Source organism: Jeotgalibacillus alimentarius (assembly GCF_000829445.1).
GTDB lineage: Bacteria > Bacillota > Bacilli > Bacillales > Jeotgalibacillaceae > Jeotgalibacillus > Jeotgalibacillus alimentarius.
Genome location: NZ_JXRQ01000017.1, coordinates 384,213 through 407,140 on the forward strand (window position 1 = coordinate 384,213; position 22,928 = coordinate 407,140).

General features: G+C 43.0%; 24 protein-coding genes. All 24 read left to right on the top strand.

Annotated features, from left to right (window positions below; all coding sequences use genetic code 11):
• The first annotated feature begins 82 nt into the window (after nucleotides 1–82).
• Entirely contained in the window at nucleotides 83–427 is a 345-nt protein-coding gene (rplS, locus tag KP77_RS09090) for a 50S ribosomal protein L19 (protein WP_041122378.1), read from the top strand.
• A 109-nt stretch (nucleotides 428–536) separates the two neighbouring features.
• Nucleotides 537–1,070 (top strand): signal peptidase I, encoded by a 534-nt coding sequence (gene lepB, locus KP77_RS09095; RefSeq protein WP_041122379.1) that lies wholly within the window; start codon nucleotides 537–539, stop codon nucleotides 1,068–1,070.
• Between the two features lie 5 nt (nucleotides 1,071–1,075).
• A complete protein-coding gene (gene ylqF, locus KP77_RS09100; protein ID WP_041122380.1) occupies nucleotides 1,076–1,933 on the top strand; it encodes a ribosome biogenesis GTPase YlqF in 858 nt (285 codons plus the stop codon).
• Nucleotides 1,934–2,005: 72 nt separating this feature from the next.
• Nucleotides 2,006–2,764, top strand: coding sequence for a ribonuclease HII (locus KP77_RS09105; protein WP_041122381.1), 759 nt, complete (start codon nucleotides 2,006–2,008; stop codon nucleotides 2,762–2,764).
• 14 nt (nucleotides 2,765–2,778) lie between these two features.
• Entirely contained in the window at nucleotides 2,779–4,560 is a 1,782-nt protein-coding gene (locus tag KP77_RS09110) for a hypothetical protein (protein ID WP_041122382.1), read from the top strand.
• Nucleotides 4,557–4,826 carry an EscU/YscU/HrcU family type III secretion system export apparatus switch protein gene (locus KP77_RS09115; RefSeq protein ID WP_041122383.1) on the top strand — a complete coding sequence of 90 codons (270 nt, stop codon included), beginning with the start codon at nucleotides 4,557–4,559 and terminating at the stop codon, nucleotides 4,824–4,826. Before KP77_RS09110 ends, KP77_RS09115 begins: the two co-directional genes overlap by 4 nt.
• A 120-nt stretch (nucleotides 4,827–4,946) precedes the next feature.
• Entirely contained in the window at nucleotides 4,947–6,107 is a 1,161-nt protein-coding gene (gene sucC, locus KP77_RS09120; RefSeq protein ID WP_041122384.1) for an ADP-forming succinate--CoA ligase subunit beta, read from the top strand.
• Nucleotides 6,108–6,125: 18 nt separating this feature from the next.
• Entirely contained in the window at nucleotides 6,126–7,028 is a 903-nt protein-coding gene (gene sucD / locus KP77_RS09125) for a succinate--CoA ligase subunit alpha (RefSeq protein ID WP_041122385.1), read from the top strand.
• 66 nt (nucleotides 7,029–7,094) lie between these two features.
• Complete coding sequence (gene dprA, locus KP77_RS09130) at nucleotides 7,095–7,955, top strand: DNA-processing protein DprA (protein WP_041122386.1); 861 nt, start codon at nucleotides 7,095–7,097, stop codon at nucleotides 7,953–7,955.
• 341 nt (nucleotides 7,956–8,296) lie between these two features.
• A complete protein-coding gene (topA, locus tag KP77_RS09135; protein ID WP_041122387.1) occupies nucleotides 8,297–10,375 on the top strand; it encodes a type I DNA topoisomerase in 2,079 nt (692 codons plus the stop codon).
• 63 nt (nucleotides 10,376–10,438) lie between these two features.
• Nucleotides 10,439–11,743 (top strand): FADH(2)-oxidizing methylenetetrahydrofolate--tRNA-(uracil(54)-C(5))-methyltransferase TrmFO, encoded by a 1,305-nt coding sequence (trmFO, locus tag KP77_RS09140; RefSeq protein WP_041122388.1) that lies wholly within the window; start codon nucleotides 10,439–10,441, stop codon nucleotides 11,741–11,743.
• Between the two features lie 60 nt (nucleotides 11,744–11,803).
• Entirely contained in the window at nucleotides 11,804–12,700 is an 897-nt protein-coding gene (gene xerC, locus KP77_RS09145) for a tyrosine recombinase XerC (protein WP_041122389.1), read from the top strand.
• 18 nt (nucleotides 12,701–12,718) lie between these two features.
• Nucleotides 12,719–13,261, top strand: a complete 543-nt coding sequence (hslV, locus tag KP77_RS09150) for an ATP-dependent protease subunit HslV (RefSeq protein WP_041122390.1) — start codon at nucleotides 12,719–12,721, stop codon at nucleotides 13,259–13,261.
• Between the two features lie 13 nt (nucleotides 13,262–13,274).
• On the top strand, nucleotides 13,275–14,687 hold the full coding sequence (hslU, locus tag KP77_RS09155) for an HslU--HslV peptidase ATPase subunit (protein WP_041122391.1): 1,413 nt from the start codon (nucleotides 13,275–13,277) through the stop codon (nucleotides 14,685–14,687).
• A gap of 70 nt (nucleotides 14,688–14,757) precedes the next feature.
• The gene (gene codY / locus KP77_RS09160) at nucleotides 14,758–15,537 is read left to right on the top strand and encodes a GTP-sensing pleiotropic transcriptional regulator CodY (RefSeq protein WP_041122392.1); all 780 of its coding nucleotides are present in this window, start codon (nucleotides 14,758–14,760) and stop codon (nucleotides 15,535–15,537) included.
• 384 nt (nucleotides 15,538–15,921) lie between these two features.
• Entirely contained in the window at nucleotides 15,922–16,317 is a 396-nt protein-coding gene (flgB, locus tag KP77_RS09165) for a flagellar basal body rod protein FlgB (RefSeq protein ID WP_041122393.1), read from the top strand.
• Entirely contained in the window at nucleotides 16,317–16,775 is a 459-nt protein-coding gene (gene flgC, locus KP77_RS09170) for a flagellar basal body rod protein FlgC (protein WP_041122394.1), read from the top strand. The genes flgB and flgC overlap by 1 nt, the downstream gene beginning before the upstream one ends.
• A 28-nt stretch (nucleotides 16,776–16,803) precedes the next feature.
• Entirely contained in the window at nucleotides 16,804–17,109 is a 306-nt protein-coding gene (gene fliE / locus KP77_RS09175; RefSeq protein ID WP_380270053.1) for a flagellar hook-basal body complex protein FliE, read from the top strand.
• A gap of 36 nt (nucleotides 17,110–17,145) precedes the next feature.
• Nucleotides 17,146–18,738, top strand: a complete 1,593-nt coding sequence (fliF, locus tag KP77_RS09180) for a flagellar basal-body MS-ring/collar protein FliF (protein WP_041122395.1) — start codon at nucleotides 17,146–17,148, stop codon at nucleotides 18,736–18,738.
• 11 nt (nucleotides 18,739–18,749) lie between these two features.
• Complete coding sequence (fliG, locus tag KP77_RS09185; protein ID WP_041122396.1) at nucleotides 18,750–19,763, top strand: flagellar motor switch protein FliG; 1,014 nt, start codon at nucleotides 18,750–18,752, stop codon at nucleotides 19,761–19,763.
• Entirely contained in the window at nucleotides 19,756–20,529 is a 774-nt protein-coding gene (gene fliH, locus KP77_RS09190; RefSeq protein ID WP_052474049.1) for a flagellar assembly protein FliH, read from the top strand. The genes fliG and fliH overlap by 8 nt, the downstream gene beginning before the upstream one ends.
• Nucleotides 20,526–21,857 carry a flagellar protein export ATPase FliI gene (fliI, locus tag KP77_RS09195; protein WP_041122397.1) on the top strand — a complete coding sequence of 444 codons (1,332 nt, stop codon included), beginning with the start codon at nucleotides 20,526–20,528 and terminating at the stop codon, nucleotides 21,855–21,857. The genes fliH and fliI overlap by 4 nt, the downstream gene beginning before the upstream one ends.
• Complete coding sequence (gene fliJ, locus KP77_RS09200) at nucleotides 21,858–22,304, top strand: flagellar export protein FliJ (protein WP_041122398.1); 447 nt, start codon at nucleotides 21,858–21,860, stop codon at nucleotides 22,302–22,304.
• 5 nt (nucleotides 22,305–22,309) lie between these two features.
• Nucleotides 22,310–22,918: a MotE family protein gene (locus tag KP77_RS09205; RefSeq protein ID WP_052474050.1), complete on the top strand. Its 609-nt coding sequence runs from the start codon at nucleotides 22,310–22,312 to the stop codon at nucleotides 22,916–22,918.
• The last annotated feature ends 10 nt before the right edge of the window (nucleotides 22,919–22,928 follow it).

Consider the following 22,928-nt stretch of genomic DNA (forward strand, 5'->3'; position numbering starts at 1 on the left):
AGTTCACGTAAGTGGATAAGCCTTGAACACAATGTTCCGCTGCAAAAGAAGCAAGAGCATTTGTTGGAAGGAGTTGAAAATGATGCATAACCTTATTCAGGAAATTACTAAAGAACAGCTTCGTTCAGATCTTCCTACATTCAAGCCGGGTGATACTGTAAAGGTACACGTTAAGGTTGTTGAGGGAACTCGCGAACGTATTCAGGTGTTTGAAGGTGTTGTAATTAAGCGCCGTGGCGGTGGTGTAAGTGAAACTTTTACAGTACGTAAGATTTCTTACGGTGTTGGAGTTGAGCGTACATTCCCTGTACACACACCAAAAATTGCGAAGCTTGACGTTGTGCGTCGCGGTAAAGTTCGTCGTGCGAAACTTTACTACCTGCGTAACCTACGCGGTAAAGCGGCTAGAATTAAAGAAATTCGCTAATTGTAGAAAAAGAGCCTGCGGGCTCTTTTTTTATGTCCGAATCACCTGGCAGTCGTGTTGCTGTTGTATGTTACAATATGTTCATCTGAGATACGCGGGGTGAAGGGTATTGGAGATTAAAAATGAGTGGTGGGAATGGTCTAAAACATTGCTTGCAGCAGTGATTATTGCAGGCATGATCCGTTTATTTTTCTTTTCTCCTGTCGTAGTGGATGGAACCTCAATGGTTCCCACGTTACAGGACGGTGACCGGATGATTGTGAACAAGTTTCAGTATAAAGTGACATCACCGGACCGGTTTGACATTGTTGTATTTCATGTCTCAGAGCGGGAAGATTATATTAAAAGAGTGATTGGACTCCCTGGTGAGTCTGTTGAATTTGAAGATAATCAACTATACATAGATGGAGAGCCTGTAGAAGAATTTTTCAGTGATGATGATACAGTCACTGAGGATTTTACACTGTTTAATCTGACAGGCTATGAGGAAGTTCCGGAGGGTCATCTGTTTGTGATGGGTGATAACCGAGAATACAGCAAGGACAGCCGTCACATCGGGCCTGTATCGATCGAGGAAATCGTAGGGGAAACCCCTTTGATTTATTGGCCGGTCGATGATATAAAGATTATTTTTAAGGAGTGAACTATATGAGCATACAATGGTTTCCCGGCCATATGGCTAAAGCGAGAAGGCAGGTAACGGAAAAACTGAAGCTTGTTGATATAGTATTTGAATTAGTTGATGCACGCATACCACTGTCTTCACGAAACCCCATGATTGAAGAAATTATCGGTCAAAAACCGAGATTGATTTTAATTAATAAAGCTGATATGGCTGACCCGGCAAAAACGAAGGAATGGATTGCTTATTTCGAAGATAAAGGAATAAAAGCTGTGGCGATCAATTCTGATAAGGGTAAAGGACTGCAGCAGATACAAAAAGAAACAATGAAGATTCTCAGTGAAAAATGGGAACGGATGAAATCCCGCGGAATCAGACCCCGTGCTGTAAGGGCAATGATTGTCGGGATTCCCAATGTCGGGAAATCCACGCTGATCAACCGACTGGTGAAGAAAAATATCGCTCAGACAGGGAACCGTCCAGGTGTTACTAAAGCCCAGCAGTGGATTAAAGCAGGAAAAGAAATGGAGCTGCTTGATACACCTGGGATTCTGTGGCCGAAGTTTGAAGATCCGGAAGTAGGTTACAGATTGGCACTCACAGGTGCAATAAAAGATAATATTTTGAATCTGCAGGATATCGCACTTTATGCACTGCGTTTTCTTGAAACGTATTATCCGGAACGCCTGAAAGAGCGGTATGCCATGGAAGAGATTCCCCAGGATGCAGCTGAACTGTTCGATCATATCGGTAAGAAACGTGGCTGCCTGATGTCAGGCGGGCAGATTGATTATGATAAAACAGCTGATATCATCGTCAGAGACGTAAGAAATGTTCAATTTGGACCGATCACTTTCGACCTTGAGCTATTAGAACAAGAATGACAAATGGGCTTCCGCACTTGTGGAAGCCTTTAATTTTTATAAAAATGACCGATATAGAAAACAGGTGACAACATGCGATCAATTAAACAAATTAAAGATTTACTAAGTGAAATGCCGGACGCTGAACTGATCAGTGAACTTCAGACAGATGAGCGTAAAGGGGTGCAGCAGCTCTTAAAAACATACAATGCCAGACTTGAAAAAGAGCGTAAAGCCGAAGAACAGTACCGGAGTATGCAGGTGTATGAGAACCTTGCATCCTCTAAAGGGTACCGTTATATTGCAGGGACTGATGAAGCCGGCAGAGGCCCTCTTGCCGGTCCTGTCGTAGCAGCAGCGGTTATTTTACCGGATCAATTTTTCCTGCCCGGACTGAACGATTCCAAAAAGCTCAGCGCAGCAAAGAGAGAAGCTTTTTTCGATATCATTCTGGGCTCTGCAGATGTAGGTGTAGGAATCATAAGTGCAGAAGAAATTGACCGTATTAACATATTGAATGCATCTAAAAAAGCGATGCTTACAGCAATCAGCCAGCTGGATCAGCAGCCGGATTATGTGTTAGCGGACGCTGTGACTCTAGATACACAGATCTCCCAGGAGTCTATTATTAAGGGTGACGCAAAAAGTGTAAGTATTGCAGCGGCATCAGTGATAGCCAAAGTGACAAGAGACAGACTGATGCAGGAAGCCGCGAGGAAATATCCCGGTTATGGATTTGATAAAAATGCAGGGTATGGCACAAAAGAGCATGTAGACGCGATCAGCCGTTCCGGTGTCACAGATGAGCACAGGCGTTCATTTGAGCCGGTGAAGTCAATGATCCGTCAATAAGCGGAGGTGAGAATATGTCTTCATATATTTCAGGTCAGCAGCGTCCAGGTGTTTTAACCCAGGCTCAGGACCGCCAGCAGCAATTAAAAGCGGGCCAGATTATACACGGAAAAATGATGAAAGCACTCGGTAATCAGCAAATGGAGGTCCAGGTCGGAGGAAGGCTCTTAACAGCAGTTGTATCAGGAACATTTGCTGAAGGAGAAGCGAAATGGTTCCAGGTGGAAAGTGCAGGTAACCCGATCGTATTAAAACCAGTCAAAACAGACGGGACCGGGAAAGCAGACCTTCAACAGCTTCTCCAGTCGATCGGGCTAAGCGGCAATAAAGAGATGAAGGCACTGCTCTCATCATTGATCAGCCGTCAAGTGCCAGTCTCAGCAGAAAAGCTGACACAAGCAGCAGCACTGCTTGCGGGAACACCTGATAAAACAGAAGGAATTTCAGTTATAAAATTAATGATGACAAGAGACCTGCCGTTAAAAGAAAGCGTATTTATGCCTCTATTATCTGCTAACAAAGGCATTGCAGAACCACTAAGCGGTCTGCTTAATCAGGTGAAAAGTGATTTGTCTGTCCAGGCCAGTCCTAAAACCAGCCAGATCATGACCTCAATTGAAGAGCCGTTAACAAAAGTCATGCACGACCATACTGTTCAGCGTATGTTTGAAAAGATGTCAGCAGGACCGCAAGCATCAGCAAATCAGGCGCTTACCGGACTGAAAGACATGCAGATCCTCCCCGGACAGGCGACATTAAATAACTGGATGGTGCCCGGTGAATCTGCACAGATGATGAAAGGACTTGAGCATATCATTAAAGTGCTGCAGGGACTTCCTTCCACTCAGGTGAATCAAAATGAACTGCATCAGCTGCAGCAGACGTTAAAAAATGCGCAGCAGAGTGCGGGTTCTCAATTGCAGAATGCACAGCCTCAAACTGCTCAGGTGCCTCAGCAAAGTGCACAATCTCAACCCAATCAGCTGCAGGGACCGCAGCAACAGCTGGCAGAAGCGATTATAAAAGGACAATCGCTTATTCTACAAATAAAGCCGCAGTCATCGCTTCAAAGTCTTCAGCTGCTCAGCCTGCCACCAGCAAACGCAAATCAGCCGCTGTCGTTCCTCAGTACTTCTAAAGAAGTGCAGAGTCAGCTTGGAACACAGACCGGATCCAATGCGATACAGATGGTGCTGAAAGAGGTCATGCAGCGGCTCGGTACCGATTATGAAGCAAGGTTGTCAAACCCTTCTTCACCGCCTGAATCAGCTGCACAGACGCTAAAAGCACAGCTTGTGTCCTTACTCAATATGCCTGGACTGACCGCTCAAACTAAGGATTCAGCCGAACAGGTATTGAACCGGCTGAATGGCATGCAGCTGATGTCCGCAGAAAATGGCCCGCAGCAGCAGTTAATGATGCAATTTCCGATTCAACTTGGAGAGACAAGATCAGACGTCACGATGAAAATGAATGGCAGGAGAAAAAGTGACGGCACGCTAGACCCGGATCATGTCAGAGTTCTTTTTTATATTACATTGTCTGAACTAAAGGAAAGCGTCATTGATATGAATGTTCAAAATAGAGTGGTGTCTCTGGATATTTATAATGATAGTGAGCACCTCAACCGTGTAGCCGAGCCGTTTATACCAGCTTTGAAAGCTGCACTTGAAGGAACGGGCTATGCTTTTTCATCAGTCAAATTCCACAGTACAAAAGAAGTTGACCCGCCGATCATCAACCCTGCAGAAGACGCGCTTTCTTCTGCTTATCATAAAGTGGATGTGAAGATATGAAAGAACACAAAAGGCTTGAAGCTGTTGCGCTTACGTACAAATCTGAAACCAGCGATGCACCGGTTCTCTCAGCGAAGGGTAAAGGTAAAATCGCCCAGTCGATTATCGATAAAGCCAAAGAACATCAGGTGCCGATTCAGCAGGATGAATCTCTTGTAGAACTTCTTAGTCAGCTGGAATTAAATGAAGCGATTCCTGATGAACTATATCAGGCAGTGGCAGAAGTTTTTGCTTTTATCTACAGAGTGGACCAGAGCAAAAAATAAGATTATTCAGACAATGATCAAATTTTCACAATATCGCCTCAAATAGTAGACATCATCACTTTCATTCTATACAATGAAAGCGCAGTCTATTTTCAAAAGAGTTTGATAGGAGGATGGAACATGAATATCCATGAGTATCAGGGGAAAGAACTCCTTAGAAAATATGGAGTAAGTGTACCCCGTGGTTATGTGGCTTTCACGCCAAAAGAAGCTGTTGAAGCAGCAAAAGAACTTGGATCAGCAGTTACAGTAGTAAAAGCGCAGATTCATGCGGGTGGCCGTGGTAAAGCGGGCGGAGTAAAAATCGCAAAAAGTCTTGATGAAGTCCGTACATATGCAAAAGAACTTCTTGGTAAAACACTGGTGACACATCAGACAGGTCCAGAGGGTAAGGAAATTAAGCGCTTACTTATCGAAGAGGGCTGTGACATTAAAAAAGAATATTACGTAGGTCTTGTACTTGACCGTGCAACATCACGTATTACGCTTATGGCATCTGAAGAAGGCGGAACTGAAATTGAAGAAGTTGCAGAAGCAACACCTGAAAAAATCTTCCGTGAAACAATTGATCCGGTTGTAGGTCTGACAGCATTCCAGGCACGCCGAATCGCATTTAATATTAATATCCCAAAAGAGCTTGTGAATAAAGCTGTGCGCTTTATGCTTGGTCTTTATAAAATGTTTGTGGAAAAAGATTGCTCAATTGCAGAAATCAATCCGCTTGTTACAACTGGAGACGGAAATGTAATGGCACTTGATGCAAAGCTTAACTTTGATGCAAACGCTCTTTACCGTCAAAAAGACGTTATGGAGTTCCGTGACCTTGATGAAGAGGATTCAAAAGAAATCGAAGCATCTAAATATGACCTGAGCTATATTTCACTTGATGGAAATATCGGCTGTATGGTTAACGGTGCCGGCCTTGCGATGGCAACAATGGATATTATCAAGCATTACGGCGGAGACCCGGCTAACTTCCTTGATGTTGGGGGCGGCGCGACTGCTGAGAAAGTAACAGAAGCATTCAAGATTATTCTGTCTGATGAAAATGTAAAAGGTATTTTTGTTAACATTTTCGGCGGAATCATGAAGTGTGACATTATCGCTGAAGGTGTTGTTGAAGCAGCGAAACAGGTTGGACTGAAAGTACCGCTTGTGGTCCGTCTTGAAGGTACGAATGTAGAACTTGGTAAGAAAATTCTAAATGAGTCAGATCTTGATATCGTAGCAGCCGGAACAATGGCTGACGGTGCACAAAAGATCGTGGAACTTGTAGGCTGAGAAAGGCAGGGAGCATAAATGAGTGTTTTTATTGATAAGAATACAAAAGTATTAGTTCAGGGAATCACAGGCTCTACAGCCTTATTCCATACAAAGCAGATGCTTGAGTACGGCACACAGATCGTTGCGGGTGTAACACCTGGAAAAGGCGGTTCTGAAGTTGAAGGTGTACCTGTATTCAACACAGTGGAAGAAGCTGTTAAGGCAACAGGCGCTAACGTATCAGTTATTTACGTACCGGCTCCATTTGCTGCTGACGCAATCCTTGAATGTGTAGACGCAGAGCTGGATATGGCAATCTGTATTACTGAGCATATTCCTGTAGTGGATATGGTGAAAGTAAAACGTTATATGGAAGGCAAGAAAACACGACTTGTCGGACCTAACTGCCCGGGTGTTATCACACCTGACGAGTGTAAAATCGGTATTATGCCTGGATACATTCATACAAAAGGTCACGTAGGCGTCGTATCACGCTCAGGAACACTTACTTATGAAGCTGTACACCAGCTTTCACAAGAAGGAATCGGTCAATCTACAGCTGTTGGAATCGGTGGAGACCCGGTTAACGGAACAAACTTTATTGATACGCTTGAAGCTTTCAATAACGATCCTGACACTGAAGCTGTAATTATGATCGGTGAAATTGGCGGAACTGCTGAAGAAGAGGCTGCAGAGTGGGTAAAAGCGAATATGACGAAGCCGGTTGTAGGCTTTATCGGCGGCGCTACTGCACCTCCAGGAAAGCGTATGGGTCATGCCGGCGCAATCATCTCAGGTGGTAAAGGTACTGCTGAAGAAAAGATCCGCATAATGAACGAATGTGGAATCGCTGTAGCAGAAACGCCATCTGTAATGGGTGAAACGCTAATTAAAGTACTTAAAGAAAAAGGTCTTTACGATAAATGTAAAACGCATTGATCATTCAAGAGCTGTCTGAATGCAGGCAGCTCTTTTCTTCATATAAAAACGCTGAGGAGTGATGTAATGACTGACCGCTTCCGTAAAAAACTACTTTATTTGCATTATATGAACGTTTTAACAAACAAACAGCTTCTGACATGGCTGAGGGTTGATCCCGGCTTCGAACAGCCTCTAAGTACCCCTCCGGCCCATATAAAGCTTACTCCTGCTCAATCCTTGAAGTTACAAAAAAATCTATCCGCAGCCTCCTATCTAGAAATTTCCGCTCATCTGACTCATTCAAACACTTCCTTCATCACAATATTTGACTCCATTTACCCGGATAATTTAAGAGAAATTTATGACCCGCCTGTCATTTTATACATGAAAGGTAATGTAGAATATCTGCGCAACGAAAAAATGCTAGCTGTTGTCGGATCGAGAAAAGCAGATCAGTATACTGAAACAATGCTGAACATCATTTTGCCTGACCTCCTGGCAGAAGGAATATGTATTATCAGCGGCCTTGCAAAAGGAGCTGACAGTATCGCACACCGGCTGGCATTGAAAGGTCAGACAATCGGTGTGACGGGGAGCGGTTTTCAACATGTTTATCCAACCTCCAATCAGCAACTGTATAAAGAAATGGCAGCCGCACAGCTCCTTCTTTCGGAATACCCTCCATATATAAAACCTCAAAAATTTCATTTTCCAATGAGAAACAGAATCATAGCCGGCTTATCAAAAGGTCTTCTCGTCACGCAGGCAGCAGTGAAAAGCGGTACGATGATTACCGTTGATAGAGCACTTGAAGAAGGAAGAGACATATTTTCTGTGCCCGGATCTGCTGTAGACCCTTTAAGCGAAGGAACGAACAGCCTGATTTCACAAGGCGCAAAGTTGACCGTCAGCGCAAAAGATATTTTAAATGAATGGTCTATTTAGCAGGTATAAAACAGTTTAAAAAAGCTCATTTTCCTTTAAAGCATAGGATATGTTTCAAATAAAAAAGTTGCAATTTAAAAAAATATAGTTTACATTGTGTCTCAGACCGTAAAATGCACATAAGAAGAGATTTTTTTATCTTAATCAGGTGTAAACGCTAACAAAGCCGATGCATTCGTAATAAGATAATTTCACCGTTAAACTTGAACCAAACGACTTTAATGATTAAAAAGCGGTTGATTAAACAGGATGTATTTATCAGAAAAATGATTGACAAATGGAAAATGTTACACATATAGTTACGCATAAGAAGGTAAGTATACCTCCAGGGAGGATTAAGAATGGCAGATTTTTTAGTAATTGTAGAATCACCCGCTAAAGCAAAAACGATTGAGCGGTATCTTGGAAAAAAGTATAAAGTGAAAGCATCTATGGGACATGTCAGAGATCTCCCGAAAAGCCAAATGGGCGTAGATGTAGAAAAAGAGTTTGAACCGAAATATATTACAATCCGCGGAAAAGGTCCTGTATTAAAGGAACTGAAAACAGCGGCTAAAAAAGCGAAACGCGTTTTTCTCGCGGCTGACCCCGACAGAGAAGGGGAAGCCATTGCATGGCATCTGGCACACAGTCTGGACCTTGATCTGGATTCTGAATGCCGCGTTGTATTCAATGAAATTACAAAAGACGCGATAAAAGAATCGTTCAAGCACCCGCGGAAGATTGATATGGATCGCGTTGATGCACAGCAGGCCAGACGGATTCTTGACCGTCTGGTTGGATATAATATCAGCCCGATTTTGTGGAAAAAAGTTAAAAAAGGTCTCAGCGCTGGACGTGTGCAATCGGTAGCAGTCCGCCTGATCATTGACCGTGAAAATGAAATCAAAAATTTCCAGCCTGAAGAATACTGGACAATCGATGGGCAGTTCAAAAAAGGAACAAAAGATTTCCAGGCATCATTCTACGGGATTAATGGCAAGAAGAAAAAGCTTGAAAACGAAGATGATGTGAAAGAAGTTTTGAATCAGATGAAGGGGAAACAGTTTGAAGTTCAATCTGTAACGAAGAAAGAACGCAAACGCAACCCGGCACCATCATTTATTACTTCTTCACTGCAGCAGGAAGCAGCGAGAAAACTGAATTTCAGAGCACGAAAAACAATGATGCTCGCCCAGCAGCTGTATGAAGGAATCGATCTTGGTAAAAAAGAAGGTACTGTCGGTTTGATCACTTATATGAGAACTGACTCAACACGGGTATCAGATGTAGCAAAAACTGAAGCCGCCGGTGTCATTGAAGAGCAGTACGGAAAAGAGTTTTTAACGACAGAAAAACCAAAACAGCAAAAGAAAAACAATGCACAGGATGCACACGAAGCGATCCGGCCAACGAGTGCAATGAGAACACCTCTGTCAGTCAAGCAGTATCTGAGCAGAGACCAGTACCGCCTTTACAAGCTGATTTGGGAAAGGTTCATCGCCAGCAGAATGGCGCCTGCCGTGATGGATACAATGAGCGTGGATCTGATGAATGGAGACGTTCAGTTCAGAGCGAGCGGTTCAAAAGTGAAATTCGCAGGATTCATGAAAGTATATATTGAAGGCAGCGATGATCAATCAGACGATAAAGAGAATTACCTTCCTGATCTGAAAGAAGGCGAGAAGGTGTCGTCAGAAGATATCGAATCGAAGCAGCATTTTACACAGCCGCCTCCGAGATATACTGAAGCGCGTCTTGTAAAAACGCTTGAAGAACTTGGTATAGGAAGACCTTCTACGTATGCGCCTACACTTGATACGATTCAGAAGAGAGGATATGTATCTCTAGATAATAAGAGGTTTGTGCCGACTGAGCTTGGAGAAATTGTTCTCGAGTTGATCGTTGAGTTCTTCCCTGAAATCATAGACGTTGAATTCACGGCGAAAATGGAGAAAGAGCTTGATGATGTTGAAGAAGGTCAGATACAATGGGTTAAGATTATCGATGAATTCTATAAAGACTTTGAAGTACATCTTGATATAGCAGAAAAAGAGATGGAGAAAGTTGAAATCAAAGATGAGTATGCAGGTGAAGACTGTGAAGAGTGTGGCAACGCGATGGTTATTAAAATGGGCCGCTACGGCAGGTTCATGGCATGCAGCAACTTCCCGGACTGCCGTAATACGAAGCCGATTGTTAAAGAAATCGGTGTGAAGTGTCCAACCTGTAAAGAAGGAAACGTGATCGAACGTAAAAGTAAAAAGAATAGAATCTTTTACGGCTGCGACCGTTATCCGGAATGTGAATACCTGTCCTGGGATAAGCCTGTTGACAGACAGTGTCCGAAGTGTGACACCACATTAATTGAGAAAAAGCTTAAAAAGGGCAATCAGATTCAATGTCCGAACTGTGATTATAAAGAAGAGCAGCAGGTATAATCAGGTCCTGGCGGTTTCTCCGCCGGGCCCTTTTCCTGTGACTGATCAATAGGAGGAATTAAAATGACACAAAGTGTAAATGTAATCGGAGCCGGTCTTGCAGGAAGTGAGGCTGCGTGGCAAATTGCTGAAAGAGGCATCCATGTAAATCTGTATGAAATGCGTCCTGTCAGACAGACGCCTGCACACCACACAGATAAATTTGCTGAACTTGTATGCAGTAACTCCCTGCGTGCGAACAGCTTAACAAATGCAGTAGGTGTATTAAAAGAAGAAATGCGTACACTTGATTCAGTGATTATTTCTGCAGCAGATGCAAGTTCTGTTCCTGCAGGCGGGGCACTAGCTGTAGACCGTCATGAATTTGCAGGCTATGTAACTGAGAAGGTGAAAAACCACCCGAATGTAACTGTGTACTCAGAAGAGATCACAGAGATCCCAGAAGGTCCAACAATCATTGCGACAGGACCTCTGACAACTGAAGGGCTTGCAGAAAGTATTAAAAAAATGACTGGTGAAGAGTACTTGTATTTTTATGATGCAGCTGCACCTATTCTTGAAAAAGACAGCATTGATATGGATAAGGTATATTTGAAATCCCGTTATGATAAAGGTGAAGCAGCCTATTTGAACTGTCCGATGACTGAGGAAGAGTTCAACCGCTTTTATGACGCTTTAATTGAAGCGGAAGTTGTACCGCTTAAAGAGTTTGAAAAGGAAATTTATTTTGAAGGCTGTATGCCGGTAGAAGTCATGGCAGCTCGCGGCAGAAAAACGCTTCTTTTCGGACCGATGAAACCGGTTGGACTTGATGATCCTAAGACTGGCAAACGTCCATATGCAGTTGTTCAGTTAAGACAGGATGATGCAGCTGGCACGCTCTACAATATTGTCGGATTCCAGACACACTTAAAGTGGGGGCCTCAAAAAGAGGTAGTCCGAATGATTCCGGGGCTTGAAAATGCAGAGATCGTCCGATATGGCGTGATGCACAGAAACACATTCATCAACTCCCCAAGCGTACTAAAATCAACTTACCAGCTGAAAGCAAGAGAAGATCTTTTCTTCGCAGGACAGATGACTGGTGTTGAAGGATACGTTGAATCAGCTGCAAGCGGTCTGGTTGCAGGAATCAATGCTGCACGACTTGTTAAAGGGGAAGAGCCGCTATTATTCCCGGCTGAAACAGCGATGGGAAGTATGGCGCGCTATATCACACAGGCTGATACAAAGAATTTCCAGCCGATGAATGCCAACTTCGGTCTGTTCCCTGATCTTGGTGAAAGAATTAAAAATAAGAAAGAACGCGCTGAGAAACACGCTGAACGCGCAATCGAAACAATTCAGAACTTTGTGAAAAAAATGTAATATTAATTGCAAAAGCCTCTAAATCATGATAAGATTTAGAGGCTTTTGTGAGGTGAAAAAATGATACAATATTCCGATGAAGCAAAACAATCTTTTATTCAATATCTGCAGACAGAAAAGAATTACTCTTCTTTAACTGTAGAACACTATATTCATGATCTGGATCATTTTTTTGAATTTTTGAACCGGGAAGGTGTCGGGCATATTAAAGAAACGGACGATTTGCTTGCCAGAGGATATCTGGTCAGCCTGCATGAACAGTCCTACTCACGTGCATCGGTATCCAGAAAGATCTCAAGCCTGAAGACGTTTTTCAGCTTTTTAAATAGAGAGAACCCGGAATTTGTTAATCCTATGACTTATGTGATTCATCCAAAAAAGGAAGGCAGGCTGCCTCATTTTTTTTATGAGAATGAAATGGAGCAGCTTTTTTTAGCGTGCAGCGGGGATGATCCGCTTTCTAAAAGAAATAAAGCACTGCTGGAATTGCTATATGCAACCGGGATCCGCGTAACTGAATGTACAGGCATTCAGCTTAAGGATCTCGACTTGACAATTGGTACTGCGTTGATTAAAGGTAAAGGAAGTAAAGAAAGGTATGTGCCATTTGGGCATTTTGCTGAAAAAGCACTGAGGGACTATATTGAACATGCCCGGGGTACGCTGATGAAAGACGAGCACAGTTTTCTCTTTGTTAATCACAGAGGAACGCCGCTGACTGCCAGGGGTGTGCGTCATATCCTGACAAAGCTTGTTGAACAGACAGCGCTCACGCATTCTATCCATCCGCATATGCTCAGACATACTTTTGCGACGCATATGCTTAACAGCGGAGCAGATCTCAGAACAGTCCAGGAGCTTCTTGGGCATGCACACCTTTCTTCTACTCAGCTGTACACGCATGTGACAAAAGAACATTTGAAGAAAACATATCAATCATTTCATCCGAGAGCATAATAAGAAAAGAGGGTGCTTATGGAACAATTTCATGCAACAACAATATTTGCAATCAGGCATAGATATGGTGCTGCAATGGCAGGAGACGGCCAGGTGACGCTTGGCAATTCTGTTGTGATGAAAAATACAGCACGCAAGGTGAGAAAACTGTTTAACGGACAGGTTGTTGCAGGTTTTGCAGGATCTGTTGCAGATGCTTTTACGCTTTTTGAAATGTTCGAAGGAAAGCTTCAGGAGTATAACGGCAACCTTCAAAGAGCGGCAGTGGAAGTAGCGAAGCAGTGGAGAAGTGATAAAGTGCTGAGACGGCTTGAAGCCCTGCTGATCGTCATGAATAAAGATAGTCTACTGCTGATCTCCGGAACAGGAGAAGTAATAGAACCTGATGATGATATATTAGCAATCGGTTCAGGCGGAAACTATGCATTATCAGCAGGCAGAGCACTGAAAAAGCATGCAGGTGAACATATGAACGCAAAAGAAATCGCTGAAGCTTCATTAAATACAGCAGCTGATATTTGCGTATTTACAAATCACAACATTATTGTTGAAGAGCTGTAAGGAGGCGGTCAGAATGAGACAGTCAGCAGAATTAACACCAAAACAGATTGTTGAAAAGCTTGACCAGTATATCGTAGGGCAGCGCGAAGCTAAAAGAGCAGTTGCTGTCGCACTGAGAAACCGTTACAGAAGAAATCTGCTTGAAGAATCAATGAGAGAAGAAATTATCCCTAAGAATATCCTCATGATGGGCCCAACTGGAGTTGGTAAAACTGAAATCGCAAGAAGAATTGCCAAGCTTGTCGGCGCTCCTTTTATTAAAGTGGAAGCGACAAAATTCACTGAAGTAGGATATGTCGGCAGGGATGTTGAATCAATGGTGCGTGATCTGATGGAAACGTCAGTGAGAATCGTTAAAGAAGAAAAGATGGAGTCAGTGCAAGCTAAAGCAGAAGAGAATGCGAATAAGAGACTTGTCAAACTGATCGTACCATCAGCGAAAAAATCACAGAACTTTAAAAACCCGTTTGAAATGATGTTTGGCGGAAATGATCAGAATCAGGAGCAGCAAAGCGAACCTTCTGAAGATGAATCATCTCTCCGCGAAAAACGCCAGGAGATTGCGCGGAAGTTAAAGGACGGCGAACTTGAAGACCGCATTGTCACAGTAGAAGTAGACGAAAATCAGTCAGCTTCCATGTATGATATGCTTCAGGGATCAGGTATGGAACAGATGGGGATGAACTTTCAGGATGCGCTCAGCAACCTGATGCCGAAAAAGAAAAAGAAGCGCAAGTTAACTGTAAGAGACGCAAGAAAAGTACTGACGCATGACGAAGCTCAAAAACTGATCGACATGGACGAAGTATCCCAGGAAGCACTGTACCGCGCTGAACAGACGGGGATGATTTTTATTGATGAAATCGATAAAATCGCTTCGAAGTCTTCCGGCTCCGGATCACAGGATGTATCCAGAGAAGGTGTACAAAGGGACATCCTGCCGATTGTAGAAGGCTCAACTGTCAATACGAAGTACGGTCCCGTGAAAACGGACCATGTGTTGTTTGTAGCGGCAGGCGCATTCCACACAGCCAAGCCGTCAGATTTAATCCCTGAACTGCAGGGGCGTTTCCCAATCCGCGTAGAACTGCAAAAACTTGCAGTTGAAGACTTTGTACGGATCTTAACTGAGCCGGATCATGCATTATTAAAGCAGTACACAGCACTGATGGCAACAGAAGGGATAGAAGTAGATTTCACAGAAGACGCTGTCAGAAGGCTTGCAGAGATCGCTTATCAGGTTAATCAGGAAACTGACAACATCGGAGCGAGAAGGCTGCACACGATCATGGAAAAACTGCTCGAGGATTTATCCTTTGAAGCATCTGATATCGCACTTGGTACAATCTCCATTACACCTGCTTACGTAGATGAAAAATTAGCTAAAATAGCAGGCAGCAGAGATTTAAGTGAGTTTATTTTATAAAGGTTTTGCGTTTTTTGAATAAGGGAAAGATGATACTAAAAATAGAGAATCAGCAGGAGGAATTCAGGATATGAATTTACTAGGAAAAACAAGAGAAATTAACTCAATGCTACAGCAATCAGCCGGTAAGCCGGTAAACTTTAAAGAAATGGCAGAAACACTCAGCAGCGTGATCGAAGCCAACGTATTTATCCTCAGCAGAAAAGGTAAACTGTTAGGCTTTGCGGTTAACCAGCAGATTGAAAATGAGCGTATGAAGCAAATGCTAGAAGACCGTCAGTTCCCTGAACAGTATACAAAAAACCTTTTCAACATTACTGAAACATCACCAAACCTTGACATTGAAAGTGAGTATACAGCATTCCCTGTTGAAAACAAGGATCTGTTCGCAAAAGGTCTTACAACAATTGTACCGATCATCGGAGGAGGAGACCGTCTTGGTACTTTGATTCTTGCGCGTGTAGAGCAGAACTTTGAAGATGATGATCTGATTCTTGGTGAATACGGGGCAACAGTGGTAGGGATGGAAATCCTTCGTGAAAAAGCTGATGAAATCGAAGAAGAAGCGAGAAGCAAAGCAGTTGTTCAAATGGCAATCAGTTCACTTTCATACAGTGAGCTCGAAGCAATCGAACACATCTTTGAAGAACTTGATGGAAAAGAAGGCCTGCTTGTAGCATCTAAAATTGCTGACCGCGTTGGCATCACACGTTCAGTCATTGTAAATGCACTGCGTAAACTTGAAAGTGCGGGTGTTATTGAATCACGTTCACTCGGTATGAAAGGAACGTATATTAAAGTACTGAATGATAAGTTCTTATTTGAACTTGAGAACCTTAAAAGAAACTAAATGACTATAAAAAAGAGCCTGTACACATTTCGTGTCCAGGCTCTTTTTTGTATCTGCAAATTTGTCTAAAATGTGAAGAATGTCGTAAAAAGACAGAAAATTAAGAGGATAAATATGGATGATTCATTTCAAAAAGTTAACGTCTGAAAATGGCTTTGTAATAGTCATTCCAGATTTTGTAGAAGGTAATAGAAAAACATTTGTTCTGAAAATTAAACTAATCCAAAAGAACTGTTTATAAAAAATAGAACTTTATAACTATAAAACTTTACTAATAAAGTGTAGACTATCAATGGTCCTACCATTAAAATGATGTATAAGTGATTTTTTATGTTGTCTGACAATTAAAGTTGTTGTCGAAATACAAGGAATTGAGGTGTTTTTATGAACTTGTTTTCCGGTACGATCAGTTCTCTTGAGAGAGGACTCGACTATTCTGCAGTTAAGCAAAAAGTCATTGCGAACAATGTAGCGAATGTGGACACACCAGGCTATAAGTCTAAAGACGTAAGCTTTCACGCAATGTTACAGGATGAAATGAAACTGTCATCAAATCAATCCCAGAAAAATCCGCTGCATTTTGATCTGTCGAATCAGGGAAGCGGTGGCATTAATATAAGCAGCCGGCCATATAACGTAAGAGAAAATGGCAATGGTGTAGATATGGACAAGGAAATGGCGGATCTTGCTACTAATCAGATTTACTATAATTCACTGATTTCAAGGATCAGCGGCAAATTCGGATCTCTTAACAGTGTAATCAGAGGAGGCGGTCAGTAATGACAATGTTCCATTCAATGAATACAACTGCATCAGCCTTAACGACACAGCGACTCAGAATGGATGTTATTTCATCTAATATGGCAAACATCGACACGACTAGAGCTACGCTTGAAAATGGGGAATGGCAGCCATATAAAAGGAAATCTGTCGTATTAAAGCCTCAGGGAGACAACTTTTCATCATTTTTAAATACAGCGATGAACAGACCTTCTAACGCCGGGGAAGGTGTGACTGTGTCCAGAATTATTGAGGATAACGAAACACCGGGCGAACTTTTGTACGATCCGGAGCACCCTGATGCGAATGAAGAAGGGTATGTAGAAATGCCAAACGTGGATCCACTGCGTGAGATGGTTGATCTGATGTCAGCTACACGGTCTTACGAAGGTAATGTTACAGTTTTTAATGCGAATAAATCCATGATGATGCAGGCGCTTCAGATTGGACGATCTTAAAACCTGAGAGGAAGATGAACTTTTGGCTATTCAACAGATCAATACGGCGGGATTAAATCTTTTAAGTCCGTCAGTTCCACAAAACTCTACAAAAATTTCTCCTTATAACGCTCAGCAAAATTTTGCTGCGATGTTAAAGGACTCTATTAATGAAGTAAATGCTGCACAAATTGAAAGTGATAAAATGACGACCCGGATGATCAACGGTGAAGACGTTGAACTTCATGATGTTATGATCGCTTCACAAAAAGCATCTGTATCTCTGAACCTTACAATGGAAATGAGAAACAAAGCAGTAGAAGCGTATCAGGAAATTATGAGAATGCCAGTATAACAAAGCAGATTTTCAATGTGAGACCGGAGGATTGTCATGAACGAGAGATTTAATCAGATTTTTTCAAGAGTTAAGACATTCACCGGCACTAGAACTAAAAAACAGTGGGCTTTGTTTGGCGGACTTGCAGCACTTATTATTTTACTAATCGTCTTCATATCAATATTTACAACAAGACAGACGTTAGTGCCACTGTACAGTAACTTAACACCTTCAGAAACCGGAATGATTAAAGAAACACTTGATGGCAGAGGGATCCCTTCAGAGATCACAGAAGGCGGTACGGCCATTCTTGTACCCGAACAGCAGGCGGAAACCTTAATGGTTGAACTGGCTGCTGAAGGAATTCCGAATACAGGGAATATAGATTACTCGTTTTTTAGTGATAATGCCGGTTTTGGTATGACAGATAATGAGTTTAAAGTTATGCATGTAGACGCGATGCAGACGGAAATTGCGACACTGCTGAAGAGTATTGATGGTGTACAGGACGCGACAGTGATGATCACTATTCCTGAGCAGGGCGTATTTTTGAATGATAACCCGGAACAATCTTCAGCTTCTGTTGTGCTGAATACACAGCCGGGTTATCAATTTGATGAAGGGCAGGTTCAGTCACTTTACCACCTTGTATCAAAAAGCGTACCAGACCTTCCTACTGAAAATATCGTCATTATGAATCAGTTTTTTGAGTATTTCGATATGCAGGACCAGAATTCATCGCTTGCCGGTGTGAACCTGACAGATCAGATGGCACTTCAGCAGACGATTGAAAGAGACCTGCAGCGCCAGGTACAGATGATGCTTGGAACGCTTGTTGGTCAGGACAAAGTTGTCGTGAGTGTGTCAACTGACATTGATTTTGATCAGGAGAACCGTGAAGAAAACCTGGTAACACCTGTAGATGAAGAAAATATGGAAGGCATTGAAGTCAGTGCGAGACGGATTACAGAAACGTTTGAAGGCACTGATGCAGCAGGAGGCGTACCTGAAGGGGAAGATCCTGCTGATAACCTGACAGGCTTTGTTGAAGGCGCCGGAGGTAACGGTGATTATGAGCGTGAAGAAGAAACAATTAATAATGAAGTAAACAGAATCAGAAGAGAGATTGTTGAGAGTCCATACCGGATCCGTGACATTGGATTCCAGGTAATGGTGGAACCGCCAAACCCTGATGATCCTGCATCCCTTCCGCCGCAAACTGTTGCGGATATAGAAACGATGCTTGAGACCATTATCAGTACATCTTTAGACGCTGATGTTTCAGCTGAACTGACACCGGAAGAGATTGCGGAAAAAGTGTTTGTGTCTGCCCAGACATTGAACGGCAGAGCTGATTTTGCTGAAGCAGAACCTACTCCTGTCATTCCACTGTGGGCTTACATCTTAGGTGGAGTACTGTTACTTGTGATAATCGGACTGATCTTCTTCATTGTCCGTTCACGCAGACAGCAGGAAGTGATTGAAGAAGAGATGTTTGCTGAGGTGCAGGAACCGATTGATGTACCGGATGTGAATGATGAAAAAGAAACAGAAGGAACGCTGAAAAGAAAGCAGCTTGAAAAAATGGCGAAAGAAAAGCCTGAAGAGTTCGCTAAACTGCTCAGATCCTGGATTGCAGACGAATAGGAGTGTAATAAGTGGCTAGAAGAGAAAAAGAATTAACCGGGAAACAAAAAGCAGCGATCCTGCTCATCTCCCTTGGCCCTGATGTAGCATCTTCTGTTTATAAGCATCTGGATGAGGAAGAAATTGAGCGGCTGACGCTTGAGATATCCGGCGTAAAAAAGGTTGAATCAGAGGTTAAGGAAGATATTCTTGAAGAATTTCATAATATTGCTCTGGCGCAGGATTATATCTCACAGGGCGGGATTGGTTATGCAAAGTCAGTGCTTGAAAAGGCACTTGGAGCAGAGCAGGCAAGTGCAGTCATTAACAGGCTGACGTCATCACTGCAGGTAAGACCTTTTGACTTTGCTAAGCGTGCTGATCCGATGCAGATCTTTAACTTTATTCAAAACGAGCATCCGCAGACGATTGCACTGATTTTATCGTACCTGAACCCGCAGCAGGCAGGTCAGATTCTTTCTAACCTGCCACAGGACGTGCAGGCTGACATTGCGAAAAGAATTGCGATGATGGACAGCACCAGTCCTGAAGTCATCAGTGAAATTGAATCTGTGCTTGAAAGAAAACTCTCAAGTACAGTACAGCAGGACCACACTGAAACAGGCGGGATCGAATCAGTCGTTGAAGTACTTAACGGCGTAGACCGCGCAACAGAAAAGACCATTCTCGATTCACTTGAGATTCAGGATCCTGAGCTTGCTGAAGAAATTAAAAAGAGAATGTTTGTATTTGAAGACATTGTTACACTTGATAACCGTTCCATCCAGCGCGTGATCAGAGACTGTGAAAATGAAGATCTGCTGCTTGCAATGAAGGTTTCTGCTGATGACGTGAAAGATGTGCTATTTAGAAACATGTCTCAGCGTATGGCAGAGAACTTTAAGGAAGAAATGGAGTATATGGGCCCTGTCAGACTCCGTGACGTTGAAGAAGCACAAAGCAGAATTGTTGCAGTGATCAGAAGGCTTGAAGAATCAGGAGAAATTATTGTTGCCCGTGGCGGGGGAGATGATGTGATTGTCTAGAATCATAAAATCCGGCTTTGTCGGAGAAGTGCAGACAGCTGGTAAAGCCATTCCATTCAGACAGATCAATTCTGATATTACGCATTCAGATGATACTTTGTCCTGGACAGTCGAACAGGCAAGGCGTGAATCGAATCGTCTTGTAATGGATGCAAGCGACCAGGCCCAAAAGCTGCTAGAAGACGCACATCAACAGAGAGAAGAAATGCTTGCATCCATCGATCAGAAAAAAGAACTGTGGGCACAAGAGAAAGAACAACTGCAAAAGCAGGCTTATGAAGAAGCTTTTGCTCAAGGCTACGAGGAAGGGCGTAACAAGGGATACGATGATGTTTCTCACCTGATTGCAGAAGCACAGGATGTCGTCGCATCAGCTAAAGGCACGCTGCAGGCTCATCTCGAAGAAAATGAATTTGTGATTTTGGAGCTTGCCATGAATGCTGCTGAGAAGATTCTGTCGCAAAAGCTTGAAGAATCACCTGAGAGTTTTCTTCCGATTGTAAAAAAAGGTGTAAAAGAAGCTCGTGAGATGAAAGAAGTGAAAATTTATACAGCAGTTCAGCAATTCTCATTTCTTCAGGAAGAGAGAGATGAACTGCTCGCTATTTTTCCGACTGACGTTAAGCTCTACATTTACCCTGAAGAAGAACTTGAACCGTATAAATGCTTTATTGAGACGGCTAACGGACGGATTGATATCAGCATAGATACACAGCTGACAGAACTGAAGACAGGACTTTCTGAGATTCTGGGGAGTATGAAATGAAGGCGGCAGAACTGATTCAGCACATATCTTCTATTAAAACAGTCCGTCATTACGGCAAAGTTAAAAGAGTCATCGGATTAATGATCGAGTCACAGGGACCTGAAAGCTCTATAGGAGAAGTTTGTTACATACATGTACACTCAAGTGCAAGGAAACAGACAATCCGGATTAAAGCAGAAGTAGTAGGGTTTAAAGACGAAATGGTCGTGCTGATGCCTTTTACACACGTTCAGGATATTGCCCCCGGGTGTATCGTTGAAGCGAGTGGGAAACCACTTGAGATCAGTGTGGGAGAAGCGCTGGTCGGTAAAATTGTAGATCCGATGGGGGTTCCAATCGATGATAGCGTACTGCCTGCAGGAATGAGACAGGTAGCGACAGAACAGGAACCGCCTAACCCGCTTACAAGACCGCCGATTGATGAAATCATGGAAGTCGGTGTAAAAGCCATCGATGGCATGCTTACTGTCGGAAAAGGTCAGAGAGTCGGAATCTTTGCAGGAAGCGGCGTTGGTAAAAGTACGCTACTTGGAATGATTGCGAGAAATACAGAAGCGGATCTGAACGTCATTGCCCTGATCGGGGAGCGCGGACGTGAAGTAAGGGAGTTCATTGAGCGGGATCTCGGTCCTGAAGGCGCAAAGAAAAGTATTATCATCGCTGCAACTTCTGATCAGCCCGCATTAATGAGAATTAAGGGTGCGCTGACGGCCACTGCGATTGCTGAATACTTCAGAGACCGCGGACTGAATGTCATGCTGATGATGGATTCCGTTACACGCGTTGCTATGGCTCAGCGTGAAATCGGACTCGCTGTCGGCGAACCGCCTGCAACGAAAGGTTATACGCCTTCTGTATTCGGTCTGCTGCCAAAACTTCTTGAACGAACAGGTACAAATGAACATGGCAGTATTACCGCCTTCTATACAGTACTTGTTGATGGTGATGATATGAATGAACCGATTGCCGATACTGTAAGAGGAATATTAGACGGACATATTGTACTTGACCGTACAATTGCCAATAAAGGTCACTACCCGGCAATCAATGTGTTAAAAAGCGTCAGCCGCCTGATGAACCATCTTGTAGATAAAAGCCACTTAAAAGCGGCTGAAAAAATGCGTGACATGATGAGCACGTATGAGCAGGCTGAAGATCTGATTAATATCGGAGCATACAAAAAAGGCTCTTCAAAAGAAATCGATGAAGCAATCAGATATCAGCTGGTGATCAAACAGTTTTTGAAACAGTCAACTGATGAAAAAATACAGCTGTCTGATACAGCAGGACAGTTAATCCAGTTATCAGAAAAAGGCGAGGGATCTTAAATGGCTTATCAATATCGATTTGAACGCGTGCTGACTGTAAGAGAAAGAGAAAAACAGGAAGCTGAAGACCGTTACAGAGATTCAGTAGATTCTTTTGAAAAAATGGCTCAGAAATTATATGAACTGTTAAAAAAGAAAGAATTAATGGAAGAATCCCAGACGAACCAGATCCAGACCGGTATCCCGGTCCAATCACTCAGACACGGTCAGCAGTTTCTAACCAATATTGAAAAAAGCATCTCTTACCAGCAAAAACTGGTGGTGGACGCGCGTACGAATATGCAGCGTCATGAACACCGGCTGATGGAGAGAAATATTGAAGTAAAGAAGTATGAAAAAATCAGGGAACATGATAAAAAGCGGTTTCTTGCAGAGCAGGAACAGGCTGACAGAGATCAGATGAATGAGTTGTCTATCGCACAGTTTATGAACCGCAGAAACAGGTGATTTGAATGAAACAAAAACAGCAAAAGCAATCCATCCGGACTGAGGCTGAAGAGACAAAATCACCCGGTAAGTTCCAGGTATTTTTTCTGCTGATTTTTGTGCCTTTTCTCTTTCTGATCTTTATAGCGCTTATCGTGTTGTCGATTCTCGATATTAATATTTTTGAAAAAGCAGAAGAGGCTGGTATCGATATTCCTTTTACAGGAGAAGAACAGCCTGCTGAAGAAGCGCCTGCGAACCCTGAAGAAAGAATCGTCAGCCTGCAGGCACAGATCGAAGAAAAAGAGGTACTGATTTCACGCCTTGAACAGGAAATGGTCAGTCTTGAGGATGAAAATAACCTGCTGATAGAAGAGCAGGAAAGGCTGCAGACGGAAATTGAACAGCTGCAAAATGAACAGGAATCAGCCGGCAGGGAATTTGCAGAGGTTGTTTCGGTTTATGAGGATATGAAAGGCAGTGAAGCAGCACCGATCATCACGAATCTAAATGATGAGGACGCAATCAGAATCCTGTCAAATCTGTCAGCTGAAAATGTTGCAGAGATCTTTTCAGCTATGACTGCTGAAGACGCTGCCCGTTACACTGAACTGATCTCGACGCGTACACAATAAAACTTGAAAG

Coding starts and splice junctions, on each gene's coding strand:
- sucD (WP_041122385.1), top strand. CDS start 6,126: ATGAGTGTTTTTATTGATAAGAATACAAAAGTATTAGTTCAGGGAATC.
- KP77_RS09115 (WP_041122383.1), top strand. CDS start 4,557: ATGAAAGAACACAAAAGGCTTGAAGCTGTTGCGCTTACGTACAAATCT.
- fliI (WP_041122397.1), top strand. CDS start 20,526: ATGAAGGCGGCAGAACTGATTCAGCACATATCTTCTATTAAAACAGTC.
- trmFO (WP_041122388.1), top strand. CDS start 10,439: ATGACACAAAGTGTAAATGTAATCGGAGCCGGTCTTGCAGGAAGTGAG.
- xerC (WP_041122389.1), top strand. CDS start 11,804: ATGATACAATATTCCGATGAAGCAAAACAATCTTTTATTCAATATCTG.
- fliJ (WP_041122398.1), top strand. CDS start 21,858: ATGGCTTATCAATATCGATTTGAACGCGTGCTGACTGTAAGAGAAAGA.
- sucC (WP_041122384.1), top strand. CDS start 4,947: ATGAATATCCATGAGTATCAGGGGAAAGAACTCCTTAGAAAATATGGA.
- rplS (WP_041122378.1), top strand. CDS start 83: ATGCATAACCTTATTCAGGAAATTACTAAAGAACAGCTTCGTTCAGAT.
- KP77_RS09110 (WP_041122382.1), top strand. CDS start 2,779: ATGTCTTCATATATTTCAGGTCAGCAGCGTCCAGGTGTTTTAACCCAG.
- hslV (WP_041122390.1), top strand. CDS start 12,719: ATGGAACAATTTCATGCAACAACAATATTTGCAATCAGGCATAGATAT.
- topA (WP_041122387.1), top strand. CDS start 8,297: ATGGCAGATTTTTTAGTAATTGTAGAATCACCCGCTAAAGCAAAAACG.
- ylqF (WP_041122380.1), top strand. CDS start 1,076: ATGAGCATACAATGGTTTCCCGGCCATATGGCTAAAGCGAGAAGGCAG.
- codY (WP_041122392.1), top strand. CDS start 14,758: ATGAATTTACTAGGAAAAACAAGAGAAATTAACTCAATGCTACAGCAA.
- KP77_RS09205 (WP_052474050.1), top strand. CDS start 22,310: ATGAAACAAAAACAGCAAAAGCAATCCATCCGGACTGAGGCTGAAGAG.
- KP77_RS09105 (WP_041122381.1), top strand. CDS start 2,006: ATGCGATCAATTAAACAAATTAAAGATTTACTAAGTGAAATGCCGGAC.
- fliF (WP_041122395.1), top strand. CDS start 17,146: ATGAACGAGAGATTTAATCAGATTTTTTCAAGAGTTAAGACATTCACC.
- flgC (WP_041122394.1), top strand. CDS start 16,317: ATGACAATGTTCCATTCAATGAATACAACTGCATCAGCCTTAACGACA.
- hslU (WP_041122391.1), top strand. CDS start 13,275: ATGAGACAGTCAGCAGAATTAACACCAAAACAGATTGTTGAAAAGCTT.
- dprA (WP_041122386.1), top strand. CDS start 7,095: ATGACTGACCGCTTCCGTAAAAAACTACTTTATTTGCATTATATGAAC.
- flgB (WP_041122393.1), top strand. CDS start 15,922: ATGAACTTGTTTTCCGGTACGATCAGTTCTCTTGAGAGAGGACTCGAC.